Source organism: Halanaerobium salsuginis (assembly GCF_900114545.1).
Taxonomy (GTDB): domain Bacteria; phylum Bacillota; class Halanaerobiia; order Halanaerobiales; family Halanaerobiaceae; genus Halanaerobium; species Halanaerobium salsuginis.
Window position 1 is genome coordinate 1 of the sequence record NZ_FOTI01000038.1, and the last position, 25493, is coordinate 25493.

Annotated in this window: 29 protein-coding genes; all 29 read left to right on the plus strand. The window is 33.6% G+C overall.

Going from position 1 to position 25493, the window contains the following annotated elements; translation table 11 throughout:
* Nucleotides 1-277, plus strand: a 277-nt coding sequence (locus tag BMZ74_RS10965) for a transposase (protein WP_143070164.1), incomplete at its 5' end; no start/stop codon positions are given.
* Nucleotides 278-356: 79 nt separating this feature from the next.
* Nucleotides 357-1532 carry a COG1470 family protein gene (locus BMZ74_RS10970; protein WP_089862275.1) on the plus strand — a complete coding sequence of 392 codons (1176 nt, stop codon included), beginning with the start codon at nt 357-359 and terminating at the stop codon, nt 1530-1532.
* 2 nt (nt 1533-1534) lie between these two features.
* On the plus strand, nt 1535-2389 hold the full coding sequence (locus BMZ74_RS10975) for an ABC transporter ATP-binding protein (RefSeq protein ID WP_089862276.1): 855 nt from the start codon (nt 1535-1537) through the stop codon (nt 2387-2389).
* Nucleotides 2376-3308: an ABC transporter permease gene (locus BMZ74_RS10980; protein ID WP_089862277.1), complete on the plus strand. Its 933-nt coding sequence runs from the start codon at nt 2376-2378 to the stop codon at nt 3306-3308. Before BMZ74_RS10975 ends, BMZ74_RS10980 begins: the two co-directional genes overlap by 14 nt.
* A gap of 360 nt (nt 3309-3668) precedes the next feature.
* Entirely contained in the window at nt 3669-5312 is a 1644-nt protein-coding gene (locus tag BMZ74_RS10985; protein ID WP_089862278.1) for a PucR family transcriptional regulator, read from the plus strand.
* A 179-nt stretch (nt 5313-5491) separates the two neighbouring features.
* The gene (locus BMZ74_RS10990; RefSeq protein WP_089862279.1) at nt 5492-6145 is read left to right on the plus strand and encodes an aspartate/glutamate racemase family protein; all 654 of its coding nucleotides are present in this window, start codon (nt 5492-5494) and stop codon (nt 6143-6145) included.
* Between the two features lie 21 nt (nt 6146-6166).
* The gene (locus BMZ74_RS10995; protein ID WP_089862280.1) at nt 6167-7087 is read left to right on the plus strand and encodes a DUF1177 domain-containing protein; all 921 of its coding nucleotides are present in this window, start codon (nt 6167-6169) and stop codon (nt 7085-7087) included.
* 1 nt (nt 7088) lies between these two features.
* Entirely contained in the window at nt 7089-7781 is a 693-nt protein-coding gene (locus tag BMZ74_RS11000) for an AroM family protein (RefSeq protein WP_089862281.1), read from the plus strand.
* Nucleotides 7782-7949: 168 nt separating this feature from the next.
* Nucleotides 7950-9539 (plus strand): ABC transporter substrate-binding protein, encoded by a 1590-nt coding sequence (locus BMZ74_RS11005; RefSeq protein ID WP_089862282.1) that lies wholly within the window; start codon nt 7950-7952, stop codon nt 9537-9539.
* Between the two features lie 104 nt (nt 9540-9643).
* Nucleotides 9644-10582, plus strand: a complete 939-nt coding sequence (locus tag BMZ74_RS11010; RefSeq protein WP_089862283.1) for an ABC transporter permease — start codon at nt 9644-9646, stop codon at nt 10580-10582.
* Nucleotides 10583-10592: 10 nt separating this feature from the next.
* The gene (gene nikC, locus BMZ74_RS11015; RefSeq protein WP_089862284.1) at nt 10593-11498 is read left to right on the plus strand and encodes a nickel transporter permease; all 906 of its coding nucleotides are present in this window, start codon (nt 10593-10595) and stop codon (nt 11496-11498) included.
* Nucleotides 11499-11571: 73 nt separating this feature from the next.
* A complete protein-coding gene (locus tag BMZ74_RS11020; RefSeq protein ID WP_177181433.1) occupies nt 11572-12819 on the plus strand; it encodes a M20 family metallopeptidase in 1248 nt (415 codons plus the stop codon).
* 498 nt (nt 12820-13317) lie between these two features.
* Complete coding sequence (locus BMZ74_RS11025; protein WP_245750876.1) at nt 13318-13998, plus strand: metal-dependent transcriptional regulator; 681 nt, start codon at nt 13318-13320, stop codon at nt 13996-13998.
* 5 nt (nt 13999-14003) lie between these two features.
* Nucleotides 14004-14234 carry a FeoA family protein gene (locus tag BMZ74_RS11030; protein ID WP_089862301.1) on the plus strand — a complete coding sequence of 77 codons (231 nt, stop codon included), beginning with the start codon at nt 14004-14006 and terminating at the stop codon, nt 14232-14234.
* On the plus strand, nt 14235-16283 hold the full coding sequence (gene feoB, locus BMZ74_RS11035; RefSeq protein ID WP_089862286.1) for a ferrous iron transport protein B: 2049 nt from the start codon (nt 14235-14237) through the stop codon (nt 16281-16283).
* 101 nt (nt 16284-16384) lie between these two features.
* Nucleotides 16385-16558 (plus strand): hypothetical protein, encoded by a 174-nt coding sequence (locus tag BMZ74_RS14545; protein WP_177181434.1) that lies wholly within the window; start codon nt 16385-16387, stop codon nt 16556-16558.
* A 222-nt stretch (nt 16559-16780) separates the two neighbouring features.
* Nucleotides 16781-17539: a cobalt ECF transporter T component CbiQ gene (gene cbiQ, locus BMZ74_RS11040; protein ID WP_089862287.1), complete on the plus strand. Its 759-nt coding sequence runs from the start codon at nt 16781-16783 to the stop codon at nt 17537-17539.
* A complete protein-coding gene (locus tag BMZ74_RS11045; protein ID WP_089862288.1) occupies nt 17539-18174 on the plus strand; it encodes an energy-coupling factor ABC transporter ATP-binding protein in 636 nt (211 codons plus the stop codon). The genes cbiQ and BMZ74_RS11045 overlap by 1 nt, the downstream gene beginning before the upstream one ends.
* A gap of 228 nt (nt 18175-18402) precedes the next feature.
* On the plus strand, nt 18403-18825 hold the full coding sequence (locus BMZ74_RS11050) for a hypothetical protein (protein ID WP_089862289.1): 423 nt from the start codon (nt 18403-18405) through the stop codon (nt 18823-18825).
* Between the two features lie 39 nt (nt 18826-18864).
* Nucleotides 18865-19665 carry a DUF4198 domain-containing protein gene (locus tag BMZ74_RS11055; protein WP_089862290.1) on the plus strand — a complete coding sequence of 267 codons (801 nt, stop codon included), beginning with the start codon at nt 18865-18867 and terminating at the stop codon, nt 19663-19665.
* 151 nt (nt 19666-19816) lie between these two features.
* On the plus strand, nt 19817-21652 hold the full coding sequence (locus BMZ74_RS11060) for a nucleoside recognition domain-containing protein (RefSeq protein WP_089862291.1): 1836 nt from the start codon (nt 19817-19819) through the stop codon (nt 21650-21652).
* A 70-nt stretch (nt 21653-21722) separates the two neighbouring features.
* Complete coding sequence (locus BMZ74_RS11065; RefSeq protein WP_089862292.1) at nt 21723-21965, plus strand: FeoA family protein; 243 nt, start codon at nt 21723-21725, stop codon at nt 21963-21965.
* Between the two features lie 25 nt (nt 21966-21990).
* On the plus strand, nt 21991-22227 hold the full coding sequence (locus BMZ74_RS11070) for a FeoA family protein (protein ID WP_089862293.1): 237 nt from the start codon (nt 21991-21993) through the stop codon (nt 22225-22227).
* Entirely contained in the window at nt 22220-22903 is a 684-nt protein-coding gene (locus BMZ74_RS11075; protein WP_089862294.1) for a FeoB small GTPase domain-containing protein, read from the plus strand. Before BMZ74_RS11070 ends, BMZ74_RS11075 begins: the two co-directional genes overlap by 8 nt.
* Before the next feature lie 3 nt (nt 22904-22906).
* Nucleotides 22907-23119 carry a hypothetical protein gene (locus BMZ74_RS11080; RefSeq protein ID WP_089862295.1) on the plus strand — a complete coding sequence of 71 codons (213 nt, stop codon included), beginning with the start codon at nt 22907-22909 and terminating at the stop codon, nt 23117-23119.
* A 65-nt stretch (nt 23120-23184) separates the two neighbouring features.
* Nucleotides 23185-23478 (plus strand): DUF2325 domain-containing protein, encoded by a 294-nt coding sequence (locus BMZ74_RS11085; protein WP_089862296.1) that lies wholly within the window; start codon nt 23185-23187, stop codon nt 23476-23478.
* Nucleotides 23479-23620: 142 nt separating this feature from the next.
* A complete protein-coding gene (locus BMZ74_RS11090) occupies nt 23621-24115 on the plus strand; it encodes a flavodoxin (protein WP_089862297.1) in 495 nt (164 codons plus the stop codon).
* A 115-nt stretch (nt 24116-24230) separates the two neighbouring features.
* Nucleotides 24231-24575: a DUF2023 family protein gene (locus BMZ74_RS11095; RefSeq protein ID WP_089862298.1), complete on the plus strand. Its 345-nt coding sequence runs from the start codon at nt 24231-24233 to the stop codon at nt 24573-24575.
* Between the two features lie 138 nt (nt 24576-24713).
* The gene (locus tag BMZ74_RS11100; RefSeq protein WP_177181435.1) at nt 24714-25172 is read left to right on the plus strand and encodes a Fur family transcriptional regulator; all 459 of its coding nucleotides are present in this window, start codon (nt 24714-24716) and stop codon (nt 25170-25172) included.
* Nucleotides 25173-25493: the final 321 nt, after the last annotated feature.

A 25493-nucleotide genomic window follows, 5' to 3' on the forward strand; every position in this document is an offset into this window, starting at 1 on the left:
TCAAAGCTGGTTTGAAGATAAAGATGAACTCTTTACTTTTTACAAATATCCAGATAGTATTCAAAAATCAATTTATACAACTAACTGGATTGAAAGAGCCAATAAAGAAATCAGAAAAAGACTTAAAACAATGAATAGTTTACCAAATGAAAAGGCAGCAGAAAAAATACTATATCTTAAAATCTTAGACTATAATTCTAAGTGGTCAGAACGAAGACTAAAGGGATTTTTAGCTGCTAGAGATAAACTAATTCAACTATTTGAAGAACGATATTAATTTATTTACACAAAATACTTGACGTTACCAGTTACAATTTGGTTATCATTAAAAAATTATATTACAGGAGGTTATTTAGATGTCTAATAAATTAAAAGCTTCATTACTTTTTTTGCTATTATTCTTATTAATTCCTTTTACTTTAGTAGTTAATGCAGCTGGAAATGAAATTATATTATATACTCCTTATACAGGCCTTTCTGTTACTCCAGGGGAAGGTATTAATTATGACATTGATGTTATTAATAATAGTAGGTTGATTCAAAATCTAAGTTTTAAAGTTAAGGATTTGCCTGCCGGTTGGGACTATAATATTAGTTCTGGTGGCAAAAGTATTGAGAAATTAGCCATAAAATCAAAAGATTTTAAAAATGAAAATGATAAAAGCCTTGATCTAGAAGTAAATGTTCCTCTCAAAATTGAAAAAGGAAACTATCATTTTACAGTTATAGCTACTACAGATGATGGACAAAATTTTCAACTGCCTCTGGCAGTTAAAATAGCTGAAAAAGGAATTTTTGAAACTGAGTTTACTGTTGAACAAAATAATATGGAAGGTTATTCAGATTCTACTTTTAGTTATGATACTACCCTACGTAATCGGACAGCTGAAAAACAACATTATGCCTTGAAGGCTGATGCTCCTCAGGGGTGGGATGTTAGATTTAAAGAAGCTGGTTCTTATGTAACTTCAGTTACTATTGATTCAGGTGAAAGCAAAACAATTGACGTTAAGGTTGAACCAGCAGTTAATGTTAAGGCAGATAATTATGCCATTACTGTAGAAGCTAATTCTGGTACTACTGCTAAAAAAATTAATCTGGAAGCTGTAATTAAAGGTAAATATGGGCTTGATCTAACAACTCCTTCCGGACGTTTGAGTCAGCAGATAGTTGCTGGAAAAAGCAAAGAACTTAATTTGAAAATTAAAAATACTGGAACAATAACTTTGCGAGATATTAAATTATCAGCCACTACTCCCAGTAATTGGTCAGTTGATTTTGAAAAAGATAAAATAACTAAATTGGAAGCAGGTGAGAGTACTACTGTTTCAGCAACTGTTAAGGCCAGTGATCAAGCAATCGCAGGTGATTATCAGCTGAGTATAAAAACTAATACACCTGAGGCAACAGCTGCTGCTGATTTCCGGATTACAGTTAAGACTTCCTTAATCTGGGGCTGGGTTGGGATTTTAATTATTTTAGCTGTAATTTTAGTTATCTTCTATTTTGTTAAAAAATATGGGAGGAGATAGTTATGGCTGAAACTATTATCTCAACAGATAACTTAGTTAAAGAATATGGTGAACTTAAAGCTGTCAATCAGCTTAATTTGGCTATTAAAAAGGGTGAAGTTTATGGTCTGCTTGGACCAAATGGAGCTGGCAAAACCACTACTATTTTAATGCTTTTAGGTCTAACAGAACCGACTTCAGGTACTGCTCAAATTAAAGGATTTGATGCTACTCGAGACTCAATTGCCATTAAGCGATTTACTGGTTATCTGCCTGATCAGGTAGGGTTTTATAGCCAGCGTACAGGTAGAGAAAATCTAGTCTATACAGCCGGATTAAATGGTATTTCTGCAGTAGAAGCTGCTAAAAAGGCAGTTGAAGTAGTTGAACTAGTTGGCCTAACTAATGTCATTGACAATAAAGTTAAAACTTATTCTAAAGGGATGCGCCAGCGCCTGGGACTGGCTGATGTATTAATTAAAGAACCAGAGATTATAATCCTAGATGAACCAACAATTGGAATTGATCCAACAGGAATTAATGAATTTCTTACTTTAATTAGGGGCCTGAGTAAAGAGCAGGGAATTACAATCATGCTCTCTTCTCATTTATTAAATCAGGTGCAGAAAATTTGTGATCGAGTAGGTATTTTTGTAAAAGGCAGCTTACTAGCTGAAGGCAGTATAGAAGAATTGGCAGCAGAATTACTGGCTCAAAAAGAGATTGATTTAAGTGTCAAAGTTAAAGATCTTTCTGATCAGGTTATTAAAAAAATATCTGCTCTTGATGAAGTAATTAAAGTTGAAAAGCAGGAAAATCTACTTGATGAAATATACCAATATTATTTTACAGGAGGTGAAATTGATGCCCGGCTTTAGCAATTCATTTCTTGTGATGGTAGATAAGGAAATTTCTGATCATGTCAAGAGCTGGAAGTTTATCATTGTAGTTGCTTTAATCTTACTTACTACTTTTGGATCTCTTTACTCTATTCTAAATATTATTAGAGAAAATGCTGCTTTAATTAATAAGGGAGACAATTTTCTCTTTTTGAAATTATTTACAGCTACTGATGGCAATCTGCCTAATTTTATGACTCTAATTAGTTTCTTGGGACCTATTCTTGGAATAGCTCTCGGATTTGATCTAGTTAATTCAGAAAGAAATCGAGGTACAATCAGTAGGATTCTGGCTCAACCAATTCCCCGTGATTATTTTATTACCAGTAAATTTACTGCTGCTGTAATAGTTATTTTATTATTGGTTTTTTCAGTAGGTTTTTTGGTAATGGGAATGGGATTACTTTCAATTGGTCTACCCCCAACTTTAGGTGAGTTTCTCCGGATTTGTATTTTTTTATTCTTGAGTACTATTTATATTGCTTTCTGGTTAAGTCTGGGGATCTTATTTTCTATTATTTTCGAACAGGCAGCAACTTCTGCTCTGGCTAGTCTCGCAATCTGGCTTTTCTTTACAGTTTTTTATAGTATGATTGTTAATATTGTTGCTCAGTCTTTGAGCAAGAATCCTTTCCAAATTAATCATCTAACTGTAATTTTATCTAGACTTTCGCCAAATTATTTATATGATGAATTGACAACTATTTTGTTAACTCCTTCCATTAGGACTTTGGGAGGATTAAGCTTTCAACAGCTGCAGGGAGCAATTCCATCTGCTTTATCGCTTGACCAGAGTCTACTTTTAGTCTGGCCTCATTTTACAGCATTGATTGCTGCTTCTTTGATTTGTTTTGCAGTTGCATATCTATTATTTATGCGGCGAGAAGTAAGAGCATAATTTAGTTAATTAGTAACAATTTATTTCAAATTATTAAAAATAAAAGAGAGAGTGGACGTCCACTCTCTCTTTTATCAATTTACTTGATATAAAAAAAGCCCGTTCCGGGAAAAGAACGGGTAAAGCAAGGAGAAAAGTATCTATTACTTTTATCTATGCTGTAAAGCTGTCCTCTGCAACAGCTTTTAAAGGGGATAACAAATCTCTATCTCTTTGCTATAATAATATAATAACAGTGTATTATTAAAATAACTTTAGAAAAAGATTAAAAGCTGATTAAAAAATGGAAAAATTTATTTGAATTTTATTTAGTGGTAGAGTATGATTAACTAAACTTTAGAGAGTTATGAGGTGATTTTGATGGCAATTAAAGTTGCAGATATTTTAAAATTTGACTTTATGCAGGAAGCAAAATTGCTAGCGGGTCAAGCAGGAGTAAGTAGAGAAATTAAATATGTTGATATTATAGAGGTTCCTGATGTCAAGGGATGGCTAAAAGAGGGGGGACTTTTTTTAACTACTGGATATTCAATGAAAGATAACCCAGCTGCTCAAAAAAAAATAGTTAAAAGCCTTCAGGAAGCAAATAGTGCTGGACTATGTATGAAAAAGGGACGCTATTTTGATAGTATTCCTGAGGTTATTTTAGCCTGTGGAGAAAAATATAATTTTCCTGTAATTGAACTGCCAGCAACTATTTCTTATGTTGATATTTTATTACCTTTAATTGATGAAATTCTGGGTAAAGAAGCTTATTTACTAAAAAGATCAGAGAAGATTCATCAGGAATTAACTAAGGTAGTCTTAATGGGAGGCGGAATCGATCATATAGCTCAGACTCTTTATCAGTTAATTCCTCGTCCAGTTTTGATTCAGAATGCAGAACAAGAAATTTTGGCTCTAGTCGGGGAAGTTAGAGAAAAAAATCAACTTAAAGACTCACTTGCTTTACCCATGAGGAAACTAAAAGCTCGTTTAAATAATAATAAAGTGGTTAGAATTGAAGGAGAAAATGGGCGCTCACGTTTAATAGCTCCAATAATAGTTGCTGGCAATATCTATGGTTATATTTCAGTTTTTGAGAGCCCAGATCGCAAAATAGAAGCAATTGACTATCGAGCAGTAGAACATGCTGCTACTGTTATTGCTCTCGAAATGTTAAAAGAGAAAGGGCAAAGTGAAACAGAAAAAAGGATGCAGACTGAACTTTTAAATGATCTATTGCAGAATAATTATTCTTCTGCCAAAACAATTGCTAAAAGGGCTAGTTATTTAGGCTGGGACTTGACAAAAGACTATTTAACAATAGTGATTGATATTGATGATCTGGAAAGTTATTATTTAAATCTTGAATATCAAGATGAAAGTCATATTCAGGCAGTTAAAGAAGAAATCAAAAAAATTGTTCGCTGGGAAATGGTTATGGAAAATAAAGATCCTATTTTAATTAATCAAAGTGATTCTTTGATTATTTTTTATAATTGTCAGAATTTAAAGACTAAGCAACAGAATCAGCAAAAGAGTCTTAGCTTTGCCCGACATATTCGCCGGTTAATTGTTAAAAACATTCCGGATATAATGATTTCAATCGGAATTGGTAATTTTTATCCAGAAATAAAAGGATTAAGGCAAAGCTATAAAGAAGCCTCTCAAGCTATTAAAATAGGCAAGAAAATTTATCGAGAAAATGGAGTTTATCACTATGATGAACTTGGAATTTTTAAAATATTAGTTGAACTTGATAATTATGATGTTTTAAAAGAATTTAGACAAGAAATATTAGGCCCAGCTTTAGATGAATCAGGGGCAGAATTACTTGAAACTGTAGATGTTTTATTAAATAATTTGGGCAATAAAACACAAGCAGCAGCAGAATTAAACATTCATCGTAATTCTTTAAACTATCGGATTAAGAAATTTTCTGAACTATTGGGGCGTGATTTAAATAATAGTGATAATTTACTTGATATTTATCTGGCAATTAAGATTAGTCAGATTATTTAAACGAGCTATTTAACTATTATATCCATGTATCCAGTATTTTTATTGCTAAATGAACAAAAAAATATAAAATATTTATCTAAATGCCTATTTAATTTACTACTTTAATTTAATAAAATAAAAAAAGAAGATAAAAAGGTAGACTTTTAACTTAAGCTAGCTACGAAGTGAGGAGATTAGTTATGGAAAAGACAAAAATTGCTTTGCTTAGAGTTGTTACATTAACTTCAGAATCAGGTTTAGATAAACATGCTGAAATTTTGGCAGAACATTATCCACAATTTGATATTGATAGTTTCTGTATACCTGATCAACCTGATGGGATATATGATCAGCAAAGTCATCAGGCAGCTATTCCTAAAATAATAGAATTGGCTGAATTACTTGCTGATCAATATCAGGCTATTTTGATTAGCTGTGCAGCTGACCCAGCATTAACTGAATTACAGCAGAAACTTACTATACCTGTGGCAGGAGCAGGAGCAGTTTCGGCTAGTCAGGCACTTAAACACAGTAATAAAGTAGCTGTGCTTGGTATGGGAAATTATCAACTTACTGCAGTTAAAGAAACTTTGGGTGATAATTTGCTCGCTTATCGTCTTTTAAAAAATGTTAAAAACACTCACGATTTTGCCACTCAAGCTGGTCAGGCAGAACTTTACCAGCTAGCTTTTGAATTAAAAGCAGCAGGAGCAGAAGTTATAGTTTTAGCCTGTACAGGAATGGGCGCCCTTGAGATAGCTGATGATCTAGCGGCTGAATTGGGAATAGCTGTTATTGATCCTCTGCTTACAGCAGGACTTTATCTTCAACAAGATTTACGGCAGCGAAAATAATGTTTGGGAGTGAATAAGTAGATGATTTTACAGGAAGTACTTGATATTTATACTCTGCTGGATAAAGCCAATGCCAGAGGAGAAGAAGTGGCTGAGTATTTAAGAAATAATGGGGCAGATGAAGTAATGACAACAAGTATTCAGGGGAAAAATGGTTCCACTGATGGTTTAAAAATTAGGATTAAAGGCTATGATGATACTGCTCCGACTCTGGGGATTATTGGCAGACTTGGCGGTCTGGGAGCTAGACCTGAGGTGACTGGATTTGTTTCTGATGGAGATGGAGCATTAACTGCTCTTGCGGTAGCTTTAAAACTGGCCCGGATGAATAAACGAGGTGATCAGCTGCCAGGGGATATTTTAATAACAACTCATGTTTGTCCTGATGCACCAACTAGAGCTCATAAACCAGTTCCTTTTATGGATTCTCCAATTGATATGGAAGCAATGAACAAACATGAAGTGCTAGAAGAAATGGAAGCTATCCTTTCGATAGATACTACTAAAGGCAATAGAATTTTAAATTATAATGGTTTTACTATTTCCCCAACAATTAAAGAAGGTTATATACTTAAAGTTAGCGAAGATTTACTTTCAATTATGGAGACAGTTAGTGGCAAAGCAGCTGTTGTAATACCAGTAACTCAGCAAGATATAACACCATATAGTAATAATTTATATCATATTAATAGTATTTTTCAACCTGCAGTAGCTAGTGATGCTCCTGTAGTAGGTGTTGCTATTACTACTGAAACAGCAGTGGCTGGCTGTGCTAGTGGGGCAACTCATTTTGCTGATATAGAGTCTGCAGGCCGTTTTGTGGTAGAAGTGGCTAAATATTTTACCAGCAGACAATGCGATTTTTATGATCAGCAGGAATTTAAAAAACTTGAACATCTTTATGGTTCACTGAAAAAATTTCAAACTCCCGGGTTGAACTGATTTGGCAGCAGTTCAAAAAAAACTGGCTACCATTACCATTGGTCAATCACCCCGCATTGACCTGGTACCAGAATTACAGCAGTATCTGGGGGATGAAATTCAAATAATTGAATTTGGAGCTCTTGATGATTATACTTTAACAGAAATTGAAAATAAATTTTCTCCCGGGCCAACAGACCAGGTTTTAGTATCTAGACTTCGCAATGGAGCTGAAGTGAAACTAGCTGAAAGGCATATTGTTAAGTTGATTCAGCAGAAACTAGAACTGATTGCCAGTCAGAATTTCGAAATAGTTCTTCTTTTATGTACTGGTAAATTTAGTGCTTTAACAAGTTCAGCTTTTCTCATTCAGCCGCAGCCGCTGCTTTACAGTGTAATTAAAAATCTAATCTGGCAGCAAAAAGAATTAGCAGTTATAGTTCCCAAAAGAGAACAAATAGAGCTTGCTCAACAAAATTGGCTAGATCTGGGGATTAATGCAGAAGTAACAGCAGCATCTCCCTATCAGAATCATCAAAATAATTTTGCTCTAGCTAAAGCAGCTGCTAAATTAAAAGACAAATCAGCCCCTATTATTTATCTGGACTGTATGGGATATAATCAGCAAATGAAAAAAGAAGTAGCTCATTTAACAGGTAAACAAGTTGTTTTAGCTCGTGAAATGGCAGCTTTAGTTATTAAAGGATTATTTTAGTTTTGTCTGAATTATCTAAAATAGAATTCATTTAAATTTTAACTTAAATAGATCCGATTAGCTAGGAGGTGATTAAAAAGACTTGTAAAATAAAAATTGTTTTGGAGTAGGATAATGCTAAATTAAAACATATTTTAAATTTTAGTAAGTAGTAGAGAGGAGAAAAAAATGAAAAAAACTATAGTTTTTTTATTAATATTTTTGGTAGTACTTTCCTTTTCCGCAGCAGCAGATAATGGCAAGATTATAGTCGGGATTGGTGAAGAACCTGACACACTTGATCCTAATCAGACAACTAGATTTCATTCTTATATGATTTTAAGCCATGTAGTTGAGCCTTTATTTACTCTTGACAAAGATTATAATGTTATTCCATTATTATTAGAGTCTTATGATTGGTCAGATGATGGTCTGAAGATGACAGTTAATTTAAAACAAGGAATTAAATTTCACAATGGTGCTGAATTGACAGCTGTTGATGTTAAGGCTTCTTATGAAAGATATTTTGCTATGTCACCTCTGGCCAACTATTTACCAGCTAAAAATGGAGGTATTTATCAGATTGATACTCCAGATAAATATACGGTTGTTTTTCATTTTAAAACTGCTAAGCCGCTGGCTCTTTATCATATGGCTGATGCTCATGTTAGTATTATGCCTGAAGAATGGCTTTCTAATACAGAGGCTGAAAAAATTGGCCGGACAGAATTAATTGGGACTGGCCCCCTTCAACTAGACGAATGGGTTTCTGGTGATCGTATAGTAATGAGTCGTTTTGATGACTACAATCATGCACCTGATTTTATTAGTAATCCTGGTCCAGCTAAGTCTGCTCAAATGATTTTCCGGGTTGTACCAGAAGATGCAACTATGATGGCTGAACTAATGGCCGGTAATGTTGACTTTACATTTGATGTACCCCCCAGTTCAGTTAAGGTTTTAGAATCAAAACCAGACTTACGAGTAGAAACTGCTCCAACTTATAGTGTGCAGTATTTAGCGATGAATATGCAGAAATCAGTTATTAAAGATAAAGATATGAGGCTGGCGGTTGCTCATGCTGTTAATAAAGAACAAATTGCTAAAGCAGCCTGGTTTGGAGTTGGCAAAAAAATTGATGGTTTAATTAATAAGGCTACGATTGGTTACTGGCCTGGTGTTAAAAATATTGCCTATCAATATGACCCAGAAATTTCAAAACAAATATTAAGTGATCTAGGTTGGGAAGATAATGATGGTGATGGAATTAGAGAAAAAGACGGTCAGAAATTAGAACTAACCCTAATTACTTTTTCTAATATTGATCAATGGCGCAAAGCTGGAGAAATTGTACAGGCTCAGTTAGCTAAAATTGGGATTAAAATTAATCTAGAGACTGCTGAAGTAGGGGCAACCTATGATCGAGCAGAAACCGGAGATTATGATATTGGGATTTTCCGTAATACCTGGTGGCTTGGTCAACCTTATCTGAGATTTTTAGTTCACAGTAGTGGAATTGGTTCTAGTAACTATGGACAGTGGTCAACTCCTGAGTTAGATAAAAATATTGAGATAGCTGGGAGCAGTATGAGCCTTGCTGAAAGAACTGAAGCTTTAAATGAGGTTCAAAAAACAGTTGTTGAATCTGGTGTCTGGGTACCACTTGTTTCTAATTCAAATATTTTTGTAGCTAAAGATGATGTAGTTGGTGTTGATGAGATGCTAACTCATCCCTGGTGGCCACCTCTGATGAGAGCACTTTTGCTGCATAAAGAGTAATAGTAATAGAAAGAGAAGCTGAATAGCTAGTAGCTAATAATTTGGAGGCAGTTTTCAGAAAGGCTGTCTCTGAATCTTTTATTTAGTTTGGAGGGTTTAGATAAATGTTTCAATATATTTTGCGGCGTACTTTATTAATTATTCCGATTCTTTTGGGGGTAACAATTTTAGTTTTTTCTTTGATGCATATTTCTGGTGATCCAGTAAAATTGACTTATGGGACTAATCTTACTGCTGATATGCTGCAGCAAAAGCGGCAGGAATTAGGACTTGATAAACCTATTGTTGAACAATATTTCCACTGGTTAATCAATGCTTTGCATGGTGATCTGGGACTTTCAATTAGGACTCATAGTGGAGTTATTCAACTAATTAATGAACGAGTCTGGGCTACGCTTGAATTAACAACAATTGCTTTACTAATTACTTTAGTAGTTTCAATTCCAGCTGGTATTATTTCGGCTGTTAAGCGTTATACATTTTTTGATCAGGTGGCTAGAATTTTTGCTCTTTTCTGGGTTTCAATGCCTTATTTCTGGCTTGGTTTAATTTTTATGATAATTTTCAGTATTAATCTTAAGCTGTTACCGGTTTCAGGTCGAGGAGGAGCAATCTGGACCTGGGAAGGATTTAAATATTTAATTTTGCCGAGTTTAACTTTAGGACTTCCTCCGGCTGCTCTTTTTATGCGAATGATTAGATCTAATATGTTAGAAATAATCAATGAAGACTACGTTCGAACAGCAAGAAGTAAAGGGTTAAAAGAGTATACAGTTGTTTTAAAACATGCTTTCCGCAATGCTTTAATCTCCGTAGTTACTCTACTTGGATTAAGAATTCCCTGGTTGTTTGGGGGAGCAGTTATTACTGAAACTGTTTTTGCCTGGCCTGGTATGGGAAGATTGCTAGTAGATTCAATTATGAAAAGAGATTATCCAGTAGTACAGGGAGTTGTTCTAGTAATTGCAATCCTGGTTGTAATTTCAAATATCATAGTTGATTTTGCTTATGCTTTTCTTGATCCCAGAATTCGCTATAATTAGGAGGGTTTTTATGTCAGTTAGTAAAAAAGAAGCTAAGCAGCAAGTAGAGATAGAAGTAGCTGAAAAGGAAGTAATTGCTTCTGGGCAATTCTGGCGAATTTTTAAAAGAAATAAACTTGCAATTATAGGTGCTTTGATAATTATTGGAGTAGTTTTAATTGCTATTTTTGCCCCTGTGATTGCTCCGTATGATCCTACTGTTCAGGATTATGACAATCTATTACAACCACCTTCACTGGATCATCCTTTTGGTACAGATGATCTGGGAAGAGATCTTTTTAGCCGAGTAGCCTATGGAGCTCGTTATACACTGTTAGTTGGCATTGGGGTAGTAGTTATTGTAGCGGTAGTTGGTTCTGTGCTAGGCTTTGTTGCTGGTTATTATGGTGGCAAGATAGATAGTTTAATTATGCGATTTGTAGATATTATGCTGGCTATTCCAGCTCTTGTTCTGGCATTGGCTATTGCAGGAGCACTGGGAGGGGGACTCTGGAATGTAATTATTGCGATTGGGGCTGTTGGCTGGACACAGTTTACCAGAATTGTTAGAGCAGAAGTTTTAAAACTGCGCGAATCAGAGTATATTACAGCTGCTAGGGCATTAGGAGCCAGTGATTTTAAGATTATTGCTCACCATATTGCTCCTAATATGATGGCACCAGTAATTGTATATATTACACTTTATGTTCCTTCGGCAATTTTATGGGCTGCTTCACTTAGTTTTCTAGGGCTTGGAGTTCAGCCTCCTTATCCCGAGTGGGGGGCTTTAATTGCTAATGGAAGAGCTTATATTAGTTTCGCCTGGTGGATAGCCACTATTCCTGGTCTGGCTATTATGTTAACTGTATTAGGTTTTAATTTTTTAGGTGATGGTTTGCGTGATGCGCTTGATCCTAGAATGGCCCGGGATCTTTAAAAAATCTGCTGTGGCCTGATTGGTAAAGTTGTAGTTAAAAGTTTATTAAGTATTTTTAAAGGAGATGTTTTTTTTGGAATCATTAACTGAACTTGAAGAAAAAATTAAGGATTTGATTGATCCTGATGAAGTAGTTGATCTGGCCCGGGAATTAATCAAAATTCCGAGTGAAAATCCTTTTGGAGACTTGGAAGAAATAATTAATTTTGTAGTTGATTATTTAAAAGCCAATGGTGTTGAATGTGAGATTAGATCAAATAAGAAAAATTGGCCAGTTATACTGGCTGAATTAGAAGGAAATAAACCTGGCAGAACTTTAATTTTAAATGGTCATCTTGATGTAGTTCCAGCTGGTGATAATTCTCGCTGGGAGATAGCTCCTTTTGCTGGTCAAATTAAGTCAGGCTATCTTTATGGTAGAGGAGCAAGTGATATGAAGGCTGGTGTAGCAGGGATTATATCCGCTTTTGTAGCTGCCTCTAAGTTGGATGATTTACCTGGAAAATTAATTTTAATGCTGGTTAGTGATGAAGAATCTGGAGGGCATTGGGGTAGTGGTTGGTTAGCTGAAAAATTTACCGCAGATGGCTGCTTAATTGCAGAGCCTTCCCGGCAAGATCCTACTATTGGCCAGAAAGGATCCTGCTGGCTTAAATTGATTACTCGCGGTATTCCGGGCCATGGTAGTTTATCACCTGCAATTAATAATAATGCAATTTTAGAAATGAATCGGGCAATTACAGCTTTATATGAAGTCTGGCAGGTTGATTGGGAAATGCCAGCTGAAATAACAGCTATTTTGCAAGATTCGAAAGATTATTTACAAAAAAACAAAGGTGTAGTGGGAGTAGAAAGAGTCCTGGATCATGTAACTGTTAATGTTGGAGTAATTAGAGGTGGTGATAAATTAAATAAAATACCTGATTATTGTGAAGCAGAGATTGATCTGCGGCTTCCTTTTGGAGTGGAAACAGCAGCAGTTATGGACTGGATAAAAGCTAAATTTGCTGAAGAAGAGATTAAAGTTGAGATAGAACATTTGCGCTGGAATAGTCAGGCTAATTATACACTACCTGAAAAAGAAATTGTACAGTCAGTTTTAAATTCAGCTAAAAAGTTAACTGGTATTAAGCCAACTCCAACTTTTCAGTGGGCTTCCAGTGATGCTCGTTATTTCCGTAATAATGGTATTCCTACTATCCAATATGGTCCTGCAGAATTAGATGGAATTCATTCTTATAATGAACGAGTAAAAGTAGCAGATATTAAAAATTTTGCTCAGGCTTATGGAATCATTATTGCTGATTTTTTAACTAAATAGTAGTGATAAATTGAAAAACCTGCTCTAAAAGAGCAGGTAAAAAGGAGAAAAATAACTATTGCTTTAATCTATCTTGAAACTGATTGTTTAGTTTTGCCTGGAACTAAGCAATCAGTTTAAAAAAATGATACATAATCTTACAATTTTCTCTGTTGTCTACAATATATAGTTTAGCAGTTATTGATTAAAAAAGTTTTAGAAATAAATTAAAAATTAATTAAAAAATATTTAAAGCTCCTTTTTTAAAGAAGGAGTTTTATTTTTTGTAAATTATTTAACAATAGTCTTGACAAAACATCATACTTTTTGTATAATTTATAAATGAAGTTGAGAATCGTTTTCAAAACTGAATTAAATTATAGATAAAAATAAAAAATAATTTAATCATAAATGATCTTCAACTAAATTTGCAGCTTGAAATTTTTTTGGAATTTATTTAGGTAACCCTAAATTGGATTTTGAATAAATATTTTAAGTCTCTGAAAAGGGGGAATTAATGTGGGGGAAACTTTTGTCTTATCAGAGTCTATGGAAGATTATCTGGAAACAATTTTAAATTTAATTAAACAAAATGGTTCTGCTAGAGTTACAGATATTGCCAGAACTATGGAAGTGGCAGCATCTTCAGTTAATGAAAGTATTAATAGACTAAGTGCCAGGGGCCTGGTTGAACAGGAAAAATATGGGCCAATTAAATTAACTGCAGCAGGTAGGGAGTGGGCAGAAAGGATCGACTGTACTCATCAGATCATTTATCTTTTTTTAGAAAAGATACTAGGTATTGATCCTGAAACAGCTGACCGAGATGCCTGTGCCATTGAACATGACCTTAGTCAGAAATCATTTAAGGCTATGGTAGACTTTTTACTGGCCAATGGTCACTTGACTGAACAAAGTTGTGCACTTGCAATTTTAGCTAAAAAGGAGGAAGCAGACGGTATGGCAGCAAAAGAAGTAATGCTTAATGATTTAGCAGTTGGTTCTACAGTAGAGGTAGTAAAATTAACATCTAAAGGAGCTCTTAAAAGAAAGTTAATGGATATGGGTTTGAATAGAGGAGCAAAAATTGAAGTTAAAGGTAAGGCTCCCATGGGTGATCCGATTGAAGTGAAGGTAAGAGGTTATAGCTTGAGTTTACGTAAAAAAGAGGCAGAAGAAATTATGGTAAGGGAGGTCTAGATTTGATGCCTTTATCTATGTTAAGGCCAGGTGAAACTGGCTGGATTAAAGAAATTGTTGGTGGTAGAAAAGCAAAAGGTAAATTAAATGATCTTGGTTTTGTTAGTGGCAAACAGGTTAAAATATATCGTAGCTCTGGTGGCCCTTTAATTGTCGGAATTGGTGATAATAGAATTGCACTTGGTAAAGGGATGGCACATAAAGTAATAGTAGATACTGAAGGGTGTGAAAATTAAATGGCTTTGAATAAAACAAGTAGAAAAGAAACAGAAGTTAAAATAGCTCTGGCTGGTAATCCTAACTCTGGTAAAACTACTTTATTTAATGAATTAACTGGTTCTAGACAGCATGTTGGTAACTGGCCTGGAGTAACAGTAGAAAAGAAAACTGGACATGCTTTTTATAAAGAATATGCACTTGAAGTTATTGATTTACCAGGAACTTATTCTCTGGGAGCATATTCTGAAGATGAAGTTGTAGCAAGAGATTTTTTAACTGCTGGGCAGTATGATTTAGTTCTGGATATTATTAACTCTGCTAATTTGGAGAGGAATTTATATTTTACAATTCAACTTCTAGAAATGGGCGTTGATTTAGTAGCAGTTTTAAACATGGCAGACGAAGCTGAAAAAAAGGGAATTAAAATTAATAAACATAAGTTAAGTCAAATGTTGGGAGCTCCTGTTGTAGAAACAGTAGCTAGCAAAGGTAGGGGGATTGAAAACCTGCTGGCAGAAACTATTAAAAATCGTGATTTAACTGAACCTGCTCTAGAAATTAATTATGGAGCTGAAATTGAGGATTTAATTACTGAGATCGCTAAATTATTTATGGAATATGATTTTACCAATCAAGTAAATCATCGCTGGGCAGCTGTCAAATTAATTGAACATGATCCGGAAGCAGTTAAACTTCTAGAAAGAGAAGTTGGCAGTTCTAAAGCTAAGAAAATAAAGAGTTTAATTGCTGAGCGGGAGTTAAAAGCTAAAGATGATTTTGATAATATTATTATTGATAAAAAGTATGAGCTTATTAATAAAATTATTACTGAATCAGTTAAAGCCCCTGCTGCTGGTCAAGAACCAGAAAATATGTCAGATAAAATTGATGCAGTGGTAACCAATAAATATTTGGGTATCCCAATTTTTCTGGTAGTTATGTGGGCTATTTTTAAATTTACATTTACACTTGGTGATCCTTTAATTGGTTACATAGAAACTCTCTTTGAAGTTATTGGTGGCTGGGCAGGTGGCTTATTAACTGGTCTAGGTGCTTCTCCCCTGGTTGCTTCTTTTATTACAGATGGAATTATTGGCGGAGTAGGTTCTGTATTGGTCTTTATTCCGAATATCTTTTTGTTATTTTTAGCAATTGGAATTTTAGAAGACAGTGGCTATATGTCAAGAGCAGCTTATATTATGGATAAGGTAATGAGTAAGTTAGGCTTACATGGTAAATCATTTATCCCGATGGTAATTGGATTTGGTTGTAATGTACCAGGAATTATGGCAACTAGAACTCTGGAGAATAAACGGGATCGTATTATTTCGATTTTAATTAATCCACTGATGTCCTGCTCAGCTAGATTGCCTGTTTATGTAGTATTTGCAGGTGCTTTATTCCCTAATCATGGCAGTACAGTGGTTTTCTCACTTTATTTATTAGGTATAATAATGGCTGTCGTAATGTCAGGTGTATTTAACAAATTACTATTTAAAGGAGAAAGATCCCATTTTGTAATGGAACTTCCTCCCTATAGATTTCCAACTGCTAAAGGTGTTTTTATTCATATGTGGGAAAAAACAGGTGCTTTTCTTAAAAAAGCCGGTACAATTATTTTCTCAGTAGTTGTTTTAATCTGGGTATTAGCTAATTTACCTTTAGGTGTAGAATACGCTTCTGCTAATAGTTTTATTGGCCATTTTGGTAGATTTGTAGCACCTATCTTTAAACCACTTGGTTTTGGTAGTTGGCAGGCAGCTTCTTCCCTTGTATTCGGTATCCTGGCTAAAGAAGTTGTTGTAGGAACTCTCGGTGTTGTTTATGCAGCAGGAGAAACAGGATTAAGAACAGTTCTGGCGACTCAATTTACGCCTCTAGCTGCATATTCGTTTATGGCTATGGTCTTACTTTATACGCCATGTATTGCCAGCCTGGGTGCTATTAAATCAGAAACACAAAGCTGGAAATGGACTTTAGTTACTGCTGGTTATTTATTTGTCCTGGCCTGGGTAGTTGCCTTTATTATCTATCAGGGTGGTATGTTACTTGGCCTGGGAGCTTAAATAGTTATTAAGCTAATTAAGTTCTGACCATCTGCTATAGATTTAAGTTTAATTTATAGTTAATATTACCCTTCTAATTGGACTTTTTGAAGGAGGTAATTATGGATTATTTATTTATTGGAGTTTTAGTTATAGCTAGTGTTTTTTATATTGGTAAAAAAGTTTATGGAGGTCTAAAAGGAACAGATAGTCCCTGCCCTGGCTGCAGTGATAAGAACTGTCCTGTAAGCAGTGGCAAAACATTTGATTTTGACTTTGATTCAGATGAAAAATAATAAGCTTAACTTGATTACCATAACTTTAATTTAATAGCTAGCTATTTAGACTATTAAAATAAAATAATTATTAAAATAGAGCTGCTAATTTAGCAGCTCTATTTTTTATGATTGTTAGTAAATACAGCATTTAGTTAATTTGCCTAACTTAGCTTAATGTTATATTATAAGTTTGTGTTTTAGCTTTTAGTTTAATCGAGATAAAAAGCTGGAGGTAAAAAAATGTTTGAAGAAAAATTTGCAGCTGGTGATAGTTATTTACATAAATTAGATCCTCGCTGTAAAATAATTATCTGTTTAATTTCTTCTTTTATAGTTGCTCTGGGCAGTAATCTACAGATGTTGTTAACTGCTTTTTTAGCTGCTATATTATTGATTATAATTGCTAAATTACCTTTAAAGTCTTTAGTGAAAAGATTACTTGTTTTGAACTTCTTTGTTTTATTGGTCTGGTTATTTATTCCCTTTACTTATCCCGGGCAAGTAATTGCTAACTGGGGACCACTGGCTATTCATCAGCAGGGAATTTTTTATGCTCTAACAATAACTATTAGATCAAATACAATTATTTTGCTTTTTATTAGTTTAATTGCCAGCACAAGTATGACAGATTTAATTCATGCCTTTTATCATTTCAAATTACCTGATAAGTTAATTTATCTGTTCTTTTTTGTTTATCGATATTTATTTGTAATTAGAATTGAATTTAAAAATATCTATAATTCTATTTTATTACGAGGATTTACAGCTAAAACTAGTCTGCATACATATCGTACTTATGCTTATTTAATAGGCTATTTATTAATTAAAAGTTATGATCGTTCTAATAAGATTTACCAGGCTATGCTCTGTCGGGGATATAAAGGGAAGATTTATCTGTTAGATGAATTTATACTTGGGAAAAGAGAGTTTGTGTTTACTCTTGTAAGTGTATTCTGGATTAGTTATTTAATTTTCCTGGAAAAGGGGTTTTTAAGTTAATGCTTGAATTAAAAAATATATCTTTTAGTTATGGTAAAGAAAAAGAATTACTGCATAATTTTAACTTTATGCTTAGCGCAGGAGAACGGATAGGATTGATTGGCCCTAATGGAAGTGGCAAAACTACTATTTTTAAAATTATTATGGGATTACTGCAGCCTCAAGCTGGGGAAATAATAATTTTTTCTCAGCCCAGAAAAAATAAACAAGACTTTTTAGAAGTTCGACAAAATATCGGCTATTTATTTCAGGATCCTGATAATCAGCTCTTTTGTCCGACTGTAGTAGAAGACATAGCCTTTGGTCCACTTAATCTTGGTAAAACTAAGCAGGAAGCTTTAGCTATAGCTGATACTAAACTTCAATTAGTAGGGATGGCTGGTTATCAAAATAAAATAACTTATAATTTATCTCAGGGAGAAAAAAAGATTATTTCTTTTGCTGCAGTTCTGGCTATGGAGCCCCGCTTGCTGTTACTTGATGAGCCTTTCGCCAGTCTAGATAATATTACAGTTGAAAGAATGATTGCCATTTTAAATACTATTCAGCAGCCTTATTTAATTGTTTCGCATAATAAAAATCTTTTAGAAAAAGTAATTGATAAATCTTATCAGGTGAGTGATTTATGCAGTTAAAGTGATTTAATTTTAGCTCAGGCTAATTAGCTAGCAAAAATCACAAAAAAAATCTTTAATTATACTTGCAAAGTTTTATTTTATCTGTTATTATATTTTTAAGTTAGGTGAACCTAAAAGTCAGCTAACCTTTATTTTTGGTTTTAATTGATAATGATTATCAAAATCATATTTTTTTAAATAAAGTTTAGGGTAGCCTAAAAATATACTTAAAAAGGAGAAATATAAATGTATAAATCTAAGCTAGTCTTTTTATTAGTTTTATTAAGTTTAGCCGTTTTAGCTCAACCTGTTTTGGCTCACACTCCCATTCTATATGTGGAGGATTATCATGATGGGACAATTTATGTTCAGGGAGGTTTTTCTGATGGTTCATCTGCTTCAGGAACTGATATTTATCTGCTTGAAAACAAAGAATTTACTGGTGATACAGCTGCCAGAGATCAATATTTAGCAATGATTGGAGAAGAAGTTCCAGCAGGTGATCCAGCTACTTTTGAAGAAAAGTTAGTTATTTACAAAACTCAGCTGGATGATTTTAGTGAAGCTATTATTGCCAAACCAGCTGCTGACTATCAGGTAGTTTTCTATGCTGGCCCGGGCCATGAAGTTGTAGAGGATGGTCCTGTTTTAACTGATTCTGAAAAATAATCAATTAAATTATTAATAACTAAAAGGAGGATTTTAATAATGAATAATATTAACCAGAAAAAAGCTAAGATATTCTTAACAATAATTATGGTGGCTGCTATTATAGCTTTTAGCGGAGCTGCTTCTGCTCATTTTCAAATGATTATGCCTTCTGATGATGTGATTAGTTCAGCTGATGAAAAAGAAATTGATTTACAGCTGATTTTTACCCATCCAGCTGAAGCTTCTCATACTATGGAAATGGGAAAACCTGCTCAATTTGGAGTTTATCATCATGGTAAAAAGCAGGATTTGCTCGATACTTTAGAAGAGTTTACTTTTGATGGAGCAGCAGCTTATCAAACTAGTTATCAAACTAGAGGATTTGGAGATTTTGTTTTTTATTTAGAACCAGCTCCTTATTGGGAAGCAATGGATGATCTTTACATAACTCAATACACAAAAGTAGTTGTTAACAGTTTAGGTGCGCCTTCTGACTGGGATCAAGAAATAGGCTTAAAAGCAGAAATTATTCCACTAACTAGACCATATGGTCTTTGGACTGGTAATGTTTTTCAGGGAATCATAAAAAAAGATGGCAAACCAGTCCCATATGCTGAGATTGAAGTAGAACATTTAAATGCTGAATCATATGCAGGTATTAATAATGCAGCTTTTGAATTTCCGACTCCAGCACATCCAACTCAGGTTGTTAAAGCAGACCAGAATGGAGTTTTTACTTATGGTATTCCCCAATCAGGTTGGTGGGGATTTGCAGCTCTTTTAGAAGGAGATCAAATTGAAGGTAAAGATCATGAAATTGGAGCTGTAATGTGGATTAAAGCTCATCCAGTTGACTAAATTTATCCTAATCATTATTTTGTTTATTTAAATATTAGCTAATCAGTAATCAAATTACTTTAAATTAGGTTGTAACTAGAATCTGTTCTGGAAAAGTCAGCAGTTAGCTGGCTGTTCCAGTCAGATTCTGATAATAAGGGAGATAGTAGCTATGAAATCAAAATTTAATAGTCTAACTGAAGTTTTAGCTTTTGCTGATCGAAAGAGGGAAAAATTTAAATCAGAAAATTTTTATGAGTTGGAAAGCCATTTTGCTCAATCCTATTATAAAAAGGCTGGAGATATTTGTCAGGAAGTAGTTGAGAAACCAGCAGAAAAACAGGAAAGTTTAAGCAAAAAGGCTGATAAAATAATTTTACATAAATTTTTTGGTCCATTAATTCTATTGGGGATTATTTACTTGCTATATGAATTAAGTATAGTAAAGGGTTATGAAATAACAAATTATACCTGGCCTTATTTATCATCTTTAAAGGGATTGATAGTATCCTGGCTGCTAGGCGAAGGTCTGCTTTTTGATCCAGTTTTAAGATCTTTAGTAATTAGTGTTGTCGATGGTGTGCTGGCTATTTTAAACTACATTCCAATTTTTTTAATTCTATTTACTTTAATTGCAATTTTAGAAGATATTGGCTATATACCTAGAGTTACTTTTATTATGGATCGAGTTGCTAGACGTTTTGGATTACATGGTCAGTCAGTTTTTCCACTTGTTTTAAGTGGGCTTTTTGTAGGGGGATGTGCAGTACCTGGTGTAATGGCTACCCGGGGAATTAAAGACGAAAAGGCAAGATTAGCTACCATTTTAATCGCTCCAATTATGAATTGTCTGGCTAAAACTCCTCTGTATATTTTACTGGTATCTATGTTTTTTAGTGATTTTAAACCACAGGCGATGTTTTTTATAGCAACAGTGAATATTTTTATAGCTCTGGGAATTAGTAAAATACTTTCCCTAACTGTTCTAAAACATAAATTATCTTCACCGTTTGTTATGGAAATGCCTGCTTATCACTTGCCAACATTAAAAGGAGTAGCCAGACGCAGTTTAGAAAGACTCTGGCTTTTTCTTAAAAAGATTACTACAGTAGTTGCAGTAGTAATGGTAATTGTATTTTTCTTAATTAATTATCCTGGCATTAATGCAGCTCAAAAAGCAGCTTATAGTTCAGAAATAGCAACGGCTCAAAATGAATTTTATCAAGAAATTGAGCAGTATCCTGCTTATCAGCAGGCTTTAAATAATGATCAAAAACTGCAGTCATTTATTAATTATAATAATAGTTATAATAATGCTAAATTAAACGCCGGGGGAGAAAACAGTTTAGCTAAAGTCCAGACTGAATACAAAGCAAAAAACTTACTTTTCTATAAAATAGTTAATCGTGGGCGTTATCAAGAAAATGGCGAATGGCAGAGTGATCGTAATGCTGCTCAAGTTTTCAGGCAATACAGGTTATTTGATCGCAGTCGTAAAACTTTAAGAGCTGAAGTTAATAACCAAAATATGGCTAACAGTGTAATGGGTAAGTTAGGTTATTACTTAGAACCAGTTTCAACTTATGCTGGTTTTGACTGGAAGATTAATATGGCTTTGATTAGTTCACTAGCTGCTAAGGAAAATAGTGTAGCGACTCTGGGAGCAATTTATAAGACAGAAAATCCTCGCGAAAAATTAGAAAATAGATTAGGCCAATCTGGCTGGACTGCTCTACATGCCCTGGCAATGATGGTTTTTATGGCTCTTTATCCACCCTGTATTCCGACTTTAGTTGCAGTAAGACAGGAAACAGGAAGTACAAAGTGGATGTTATTTGCTTTACTTTATCCTATTGGATTAGGTTTCATTTCGGGAGTGTTAATTTTCAGTGGAGGCAGTTATTTTGACTTATCTGGAATTCAGGCAATGGGAGCATTTTACCTACTGGCAATTGTTTTTATGCTGACTATGGCTTTGTTCAAAACAAAAGCAGTTTATGAAAGTTAGTTATTTGGATGATTGTTTATTTTAACTTGAATTTTGGTTTTAATAAGTTGTGTATAAATGAGGTGAGATAATGACAGCTAATGTTTTCCCTTTAACAATGCTTGGGCAGGGACATAGAGCAGAAATAGTTGCAAATGAAAGCTATGGCAGGGGGCTATTACGTCACTTAGAAGATCTTGGTTTAAATAGTGGGACAGTAATCGAGGTTGTAACTGCTGGTAATCCAGGGCCCTTTTTACTAGCTACTGAAGATCAGCAAATTGCACTGGGGCAGAGAATTGCGGCCCAGATCATGGTTAAAAATAAAAATTAGTTAAAAATTATAAAGGGGAATTAAGATGGAAAAGATAAGTTTAAATAAATTAAAGCCAGGTGATCAAGGTAAAATAGTTAATATTTTTCTTCAGGGGGCATCAGGGAGACGTCTTATGGATTTGGGATTTATTCCTGGCAATGAATTTACCGTAGTTAGAAATGCTCCACTAGTTGATCCAGTTGAATTAGAAATAAAAGATAGCAATATTAGTATCAGGCATGAAGAAGCCCGGTATATTGAGGTGGTAGTTAATGGCTGAAATCACAGTAGCAGTGGCAGGACAGCCTAACTCGGGGAAATCTACAATGTTTAACTTATTGACTGGTGCTAGACAGTATATAGCTAACTATCCTGGTGTAACAGTTGAAAAAAAGACAGGTTATTTAAAGATAGGTGATGACAAAGGCAAGCTGGTTGATTTGCCAGGAACTTATAGTCTTAGCTCTTACAGTATTGAAGAAACAGTTGCTAGAGATTATTTGCTATCTGGTCAGGCAGATCTTGTTTTAAATATTATTGATGCTTCAAATTTAGAACGAAGTCTCAATTTAACCTTACAGCTTTTAGAGATTGGTTTACCAGTAATAGTTGTTTTAAATATGATGGATGTTGTTGACAAAAGAAAAATTAAAATTGATTTAAAGAAGTTAAGTCAAAAATTAAATACTCCTGTTGTAAAAGCAGTTGCTAAACAGGCAAAAGGTAAAACTGAAATTAAAGCAATGATTAAAGAAGTTTACTATAATATCAAAAAATATTCTCGACCAGAAGCAGAAATTATTCAATATAGTCCTGAACTAGAGGCTGATCTAGAAGAGTTAACTGCTTATTTTAAAGCAGATAAAAGGTTTACTAACTATTCTGCTCGCTGGTTGGCAGTTAGAATTATGGCTGGCGATAAACATGCAGAAAAATTAATTAGAGAGGTGAGTTAAAAAATGGATAAGTTAATTGTAGCAGCGATTTTAATTTTTAGTTTAATTTATACAGGCCGTAGATTATATAGACAGATATTTTTGCAAGCAGGTTGCTCAAGCTGCAGTTGTGGCAGCCATAATAATAATGAGCATAGTTGTAGTGGAGATGGACAGGGAGAACATCAATGTTGTGGTTATTACGATGAACTTGACCCAGAGCAGGATCACGTGTAAAATATAATTAGTTAATTAATTGAGAATGAGAATCATTCTAAAGTATAAAAGGAGGTTTATTTATAATGTCATTGATGATAATTGGAGCAGATAATTTGGGATCAATTAAAAAAAATGTTAAGTCATTAGGCTTTTCTCAGATAACTCATCTTTCCGGGCGTAAAAAATCTAAATTTCGTAATTTTCAAATCCCAATTGGAGTAGATATGATTTTAGTCATGACAGATTATATACATCATACTGCTATGAACAAAGTTAAACAGGAGGCAAAGGATAATGATATTGATGTTATTTATGCCCGCCGTAGTTGGTCATCTATTTACAAAAAGTTAGAAAACAGAGTTCCTTGTTTAAATTAATTTTATTTATTAAACTTCAAACTTAAGTTGGATTTAAATTTATAAATTTTGCATTAAATTAGTTGGCTCAGCAGAGAGCAGTAAGGCAGCCTGACTAAGCACTGCAAACTAATAAATATAAAATAAAGAAAGGGAGATTGTAATGGCAAAAATAGGAGTTTTTTATGGAAGTACTACTGGTATTACAGAAGAAATTGTGGCAGGTTTAAAGGATAAATTTACAGACTATGAGGTAGATCTTTATAATGCTGGAGCTGCTTCAAAAGAAGATCTGGCAAATTATGAAAACATAATTTTTGCTTCTTCAACCTGGGGACTGGGTGAATTACAAGATGATTGGGCCGAATTTATAGAAGTTGTAAAAAGCACTAATTTAAGCGGTAAAAAGGTAGCTTTACTAGGTACAGGAGATCAAAATATGTATCCTGATACTTTTGTTGATGCAATTGGAATTATCTATAATGTTGCTGTTGAACAGGGAGCAGAAATAGTAGGCACAACAGCTACTGATGATTACGATTTTGATGACTCACTTGCTGTAGTGGATGGTAAGTTTGTTGGGCTTGTACTTGATGATCAAAACCATCCTGAGCTGACTGAAGAAAAAGTAGCTGCCTGGACTGTTGATTTATTTTAATTTTATAATTTGGTAAGGATCAAGTTTTACTATAAAAAAATTATTAATTATAACTGGGCTGCTTTTTTATTACAGGCAGCCCAGTCTGTAATAATTAATTGAGGAGTGAATATTAATGGATGTATTTTGTCATCATCTTTATGAATATGAAAAAGGATTGCGCAATTTGATTTTACACACAACCCACCCGGACAATAAAAAACTTATGTTAAAAAGACTTAACAACAAAAATATTGCCTATTTAATTTATCAGGTTAGTGATAAAAAAATAAATATTTTGTTTGGTGATGATCATTGTATTGAAGTAATTAAAAAAATTGATAAAAATGATTTAACAGAATATACAGCAGAAGAAGACTTTATTTTAGGTATTATGCTTGGTTATGATCGTTTGAAACAATGTCAGCGTTACATAGACTTTAAAAAAGAGCGTGCAGACCAGGAATTAATTGCTGGTTAACTGGGATAGCTGTTTATAATTTGCTAGTAACTATTTTTATTATAAGTTTGTAATTATCTAATTAGCTGTACTCATAAGGCAGTACAAATTAATTAGATAAAATTAAGAGGTTAAGTCTAATTATGGGGGATGATTAGCTTGAATGAAGCTAAATTTACTGAATTAAAACAGCTTTTTTCTAAAAATGGTTATCATTTTACTAAACAGAGACAGCTTATTTGCGAGAAACTATTAAACTCACCAAAAAAATACTTAACTGGAACAGAAATATTTAATTATTTAAAGTCTGAAAATACTGATCTCTGTCTGGCAACAGTGTATAGAACAATTGATGTCCTGGAAAAAATTGGCCTTTTAAAGAAAGCGATGATTAAAGATAAAGTTATTAAATATCAGGTTTGTTTTAACTGTACAGAAGAAATTCATGGTCATTTAGTCTGTAAACATTGTAATAATATTTTTAAATTGGAAAGTGAAAATTTAAATAAATTAATTGCAGAAATAAGAGATGATTATGATTTTATAATTGAAAATCATTTTATTAATTTTAAAGGAGTTTGTGCTAATTGTAAGCAGGAACTAAATATAGTAAGATAATTAATATTTTAAACTAATAAGTAATACGGTAAGATGTCAAGAGGAAAAAAGAAAATAATTTAATTTATTTGGCTGAAAACGGTCAAATTAGGCATAGTTCTATCCGCCTAGCCTGAATAGTAATTTTTATCAATTCAGCCCATGACTAAATAATAGTTCTGATAGAAAATAAAGTAAACAGACTAATTTGCAATAATTATCTACCTCCGTGGTTGATATATTTCGCCTTTGCTTAGCAGAGCAAAAACGAGGCGGACAAATTTACGTGCTGTAAGCACGAGGGCTCTTTTGTGCTTGTGCTTTGGAACTTCATTATACTTT

What these genes read in the sequence shown, in the direction of transcription:
- BMZ74_RS14545 (WP_177181434.1), top strand. Translation starts at nt 16,385, where the DNA reads ATGGATTATTTATTTATTGGAGTTTTAGTTATAGCTAGTGTTTTTTAT.
- BMZ74_RS10970 (WP_089862275.1), top strand. Translation starts at nt 357, where the DNA reads ATGTCTAATAAATTAAAAGCTTCATTACTTTTTTTGCTATTATTCTTA.
- BMZ74_RS10975 (WP_089862276.1), top strand. Translation starts at nt 1,535, where the DNA reads ATGGCTGAAACTATTATCTCAACAGATAACTTAGTTAAAGAATATGGT.
- BMZ74_RS11075 (WP_089862294.1), top strand. Translation starts at nt 22,220, where the DNA reads ATGGCTGAAATCACAGTAGCAGTGGCAGGACAGCCTAACTCGGGGAAA.
- BMZ74_RS11065 (WP_089862292.1), top strand. Translation starts at nt 21,723, where the DNA reads ATGACAGCTAATGTTTTCCCTTTAACAATGCTTGGGCAGGGACATAGA.
- cbiQ (WP_089862287.1), top strand. Translation starts at nt 16,781, where the DNA reads ATGTTTGAAGAAAAATTTGCAGCTGGTGATAGTTATTTACATAAATTA.
- BMZ74_RS11050 (WP_089862289.1), top strand. Translation starts at nt 18,403, where the DNA reads ATGTATAAATCTAAGCTAGTCTTTTTATTAGTTTTATTAAGTTTAGCC.
- BMZ74_RS11030 (WP_089862301.1), top strand. Translation starts at nt 14,004, where the DNA reads ATGCCTTTATCTATGTTAAGGCCAGGTGAAACTGGCTGGATTAAAGAA.
- BMZ74_RS10980 (WP_089862277.1), top strand. Translation starts at nt 2,376, where the DNA reads ATGCCCGGCTTTAGCAATTCATTTCTTGTGATGGTAGATAAGGAAATT.
- BMZ74_RS11085 (WP_089862296.1), top strand. Translation starts at nt 23,185, where the DNA reads ATGTCATTGATGATAATTGGAGCAGATAATTTGGGATCAATTAAAAAA.
- BMZ74_RS10995 (WP_089862280.1), top strand. Translation starts at nt 6,167, where the DNA reads ATGATTTTACAGGAAGTACTTGATATTTATACTCTGCTGGATAAAGCC.
- BMZ74_RS11095 (WP_089862298.1), top strand. Translation starts at nt 24,231, where the DNA reads ATGGATGTATTTTGTCATCATCTTTATGAATATGAAAAAGGATTGCGC.
- BMZ74_RS11080 (WP_089862295.1), top strand. Translation starts at nt 22,907, where the DNA reads ATGGATAAGTTAATTGTAGCAGCGATTTTAATTTTTAGTTTAATTTAT.
- BMZ74_RS11060 (WP_089862291.1), top strand. Translation starts at nt 19,817, where the DNA reads ATGAAATCAAAATTTAATAGTCTAACTGAAGTTTTAGCTTTTGCTGAT.
- BMZ74_RS11090 (WP_089862297.1), top strand. Translation starts at nt 23,621, where the DNA reads ATGGCAAAAATAGGAGTTTTTTATGGAAGTACTACTGGTATTACAGAA.
- BMZ74_RS11045 (WP_089862288.1), top strand. Translation starts at nt 17,539, where the DNA reads ATGCTTGAATTAAAAAATATATCTTTTAGTTATGGTAAAGAAAAAGAA.
- BMZ74_RS10990 (WP_089862279.1), top strand. Translation starts at nt 5,492, where the DNA reads ATGGAAAAGACAAAAATTGCTTTGCTTAGAGTTGTTACATTAACTTCA.
- BMZ74_RS11055 (WP_089862290.1), top strand. Translation starts at nt 18,865, where the DNA reads ATGAATAATATTAACCAGAAAAAAGCTAAGATATTCTTAACAATAATT.
- BMZ74_RS10985 (WP_089862278.1), top strand. Translation starts at nt 3,669, where the DNA reads ATGGCAATTAAAGTTGCAGATATTTTAAAATTTGACTTTATGCAGGAA.
- feoB (WP_089862286.1), top strand. Translation starts at nt 14,235, where the DNA reads ATGGCTTTGAATAAAACAAGTAGAAAAGAAACAGAAGTTAAAATAGCT.
- BMZ74_RS11010 (WP_089862283.1), top strand. Translation starts at nt 9,644, where the DNA reads ATGTTTCAATATATTTTGCGGCGTACTTTATTAATTATTCCGATTCTT.
- BMZ74_RS11005 (WP_089862282.1), top strand. Translation starts at nt 7,950, where the DNA reads ATGAAAAAAACTATAGTTTTTTTATTAATATTTTTGGTAGTACTTTCC.
- BMZ74_RS11070 (WP_089862293.1), top strand. Translation starts at nt 21,991, where the DNA reads ATGGAAAAGATAAGTTTAAATAAATTAAAGCCAGGTGATCAAGGTAAA.
- nikC (WP_089862284.1), top strand. Translation starts at nt 10,593, where the DNA reads ATGTCAGTTAGTAAAAAAGAAGCTAAGCAGCAAGTAGAGATAGAAGTA.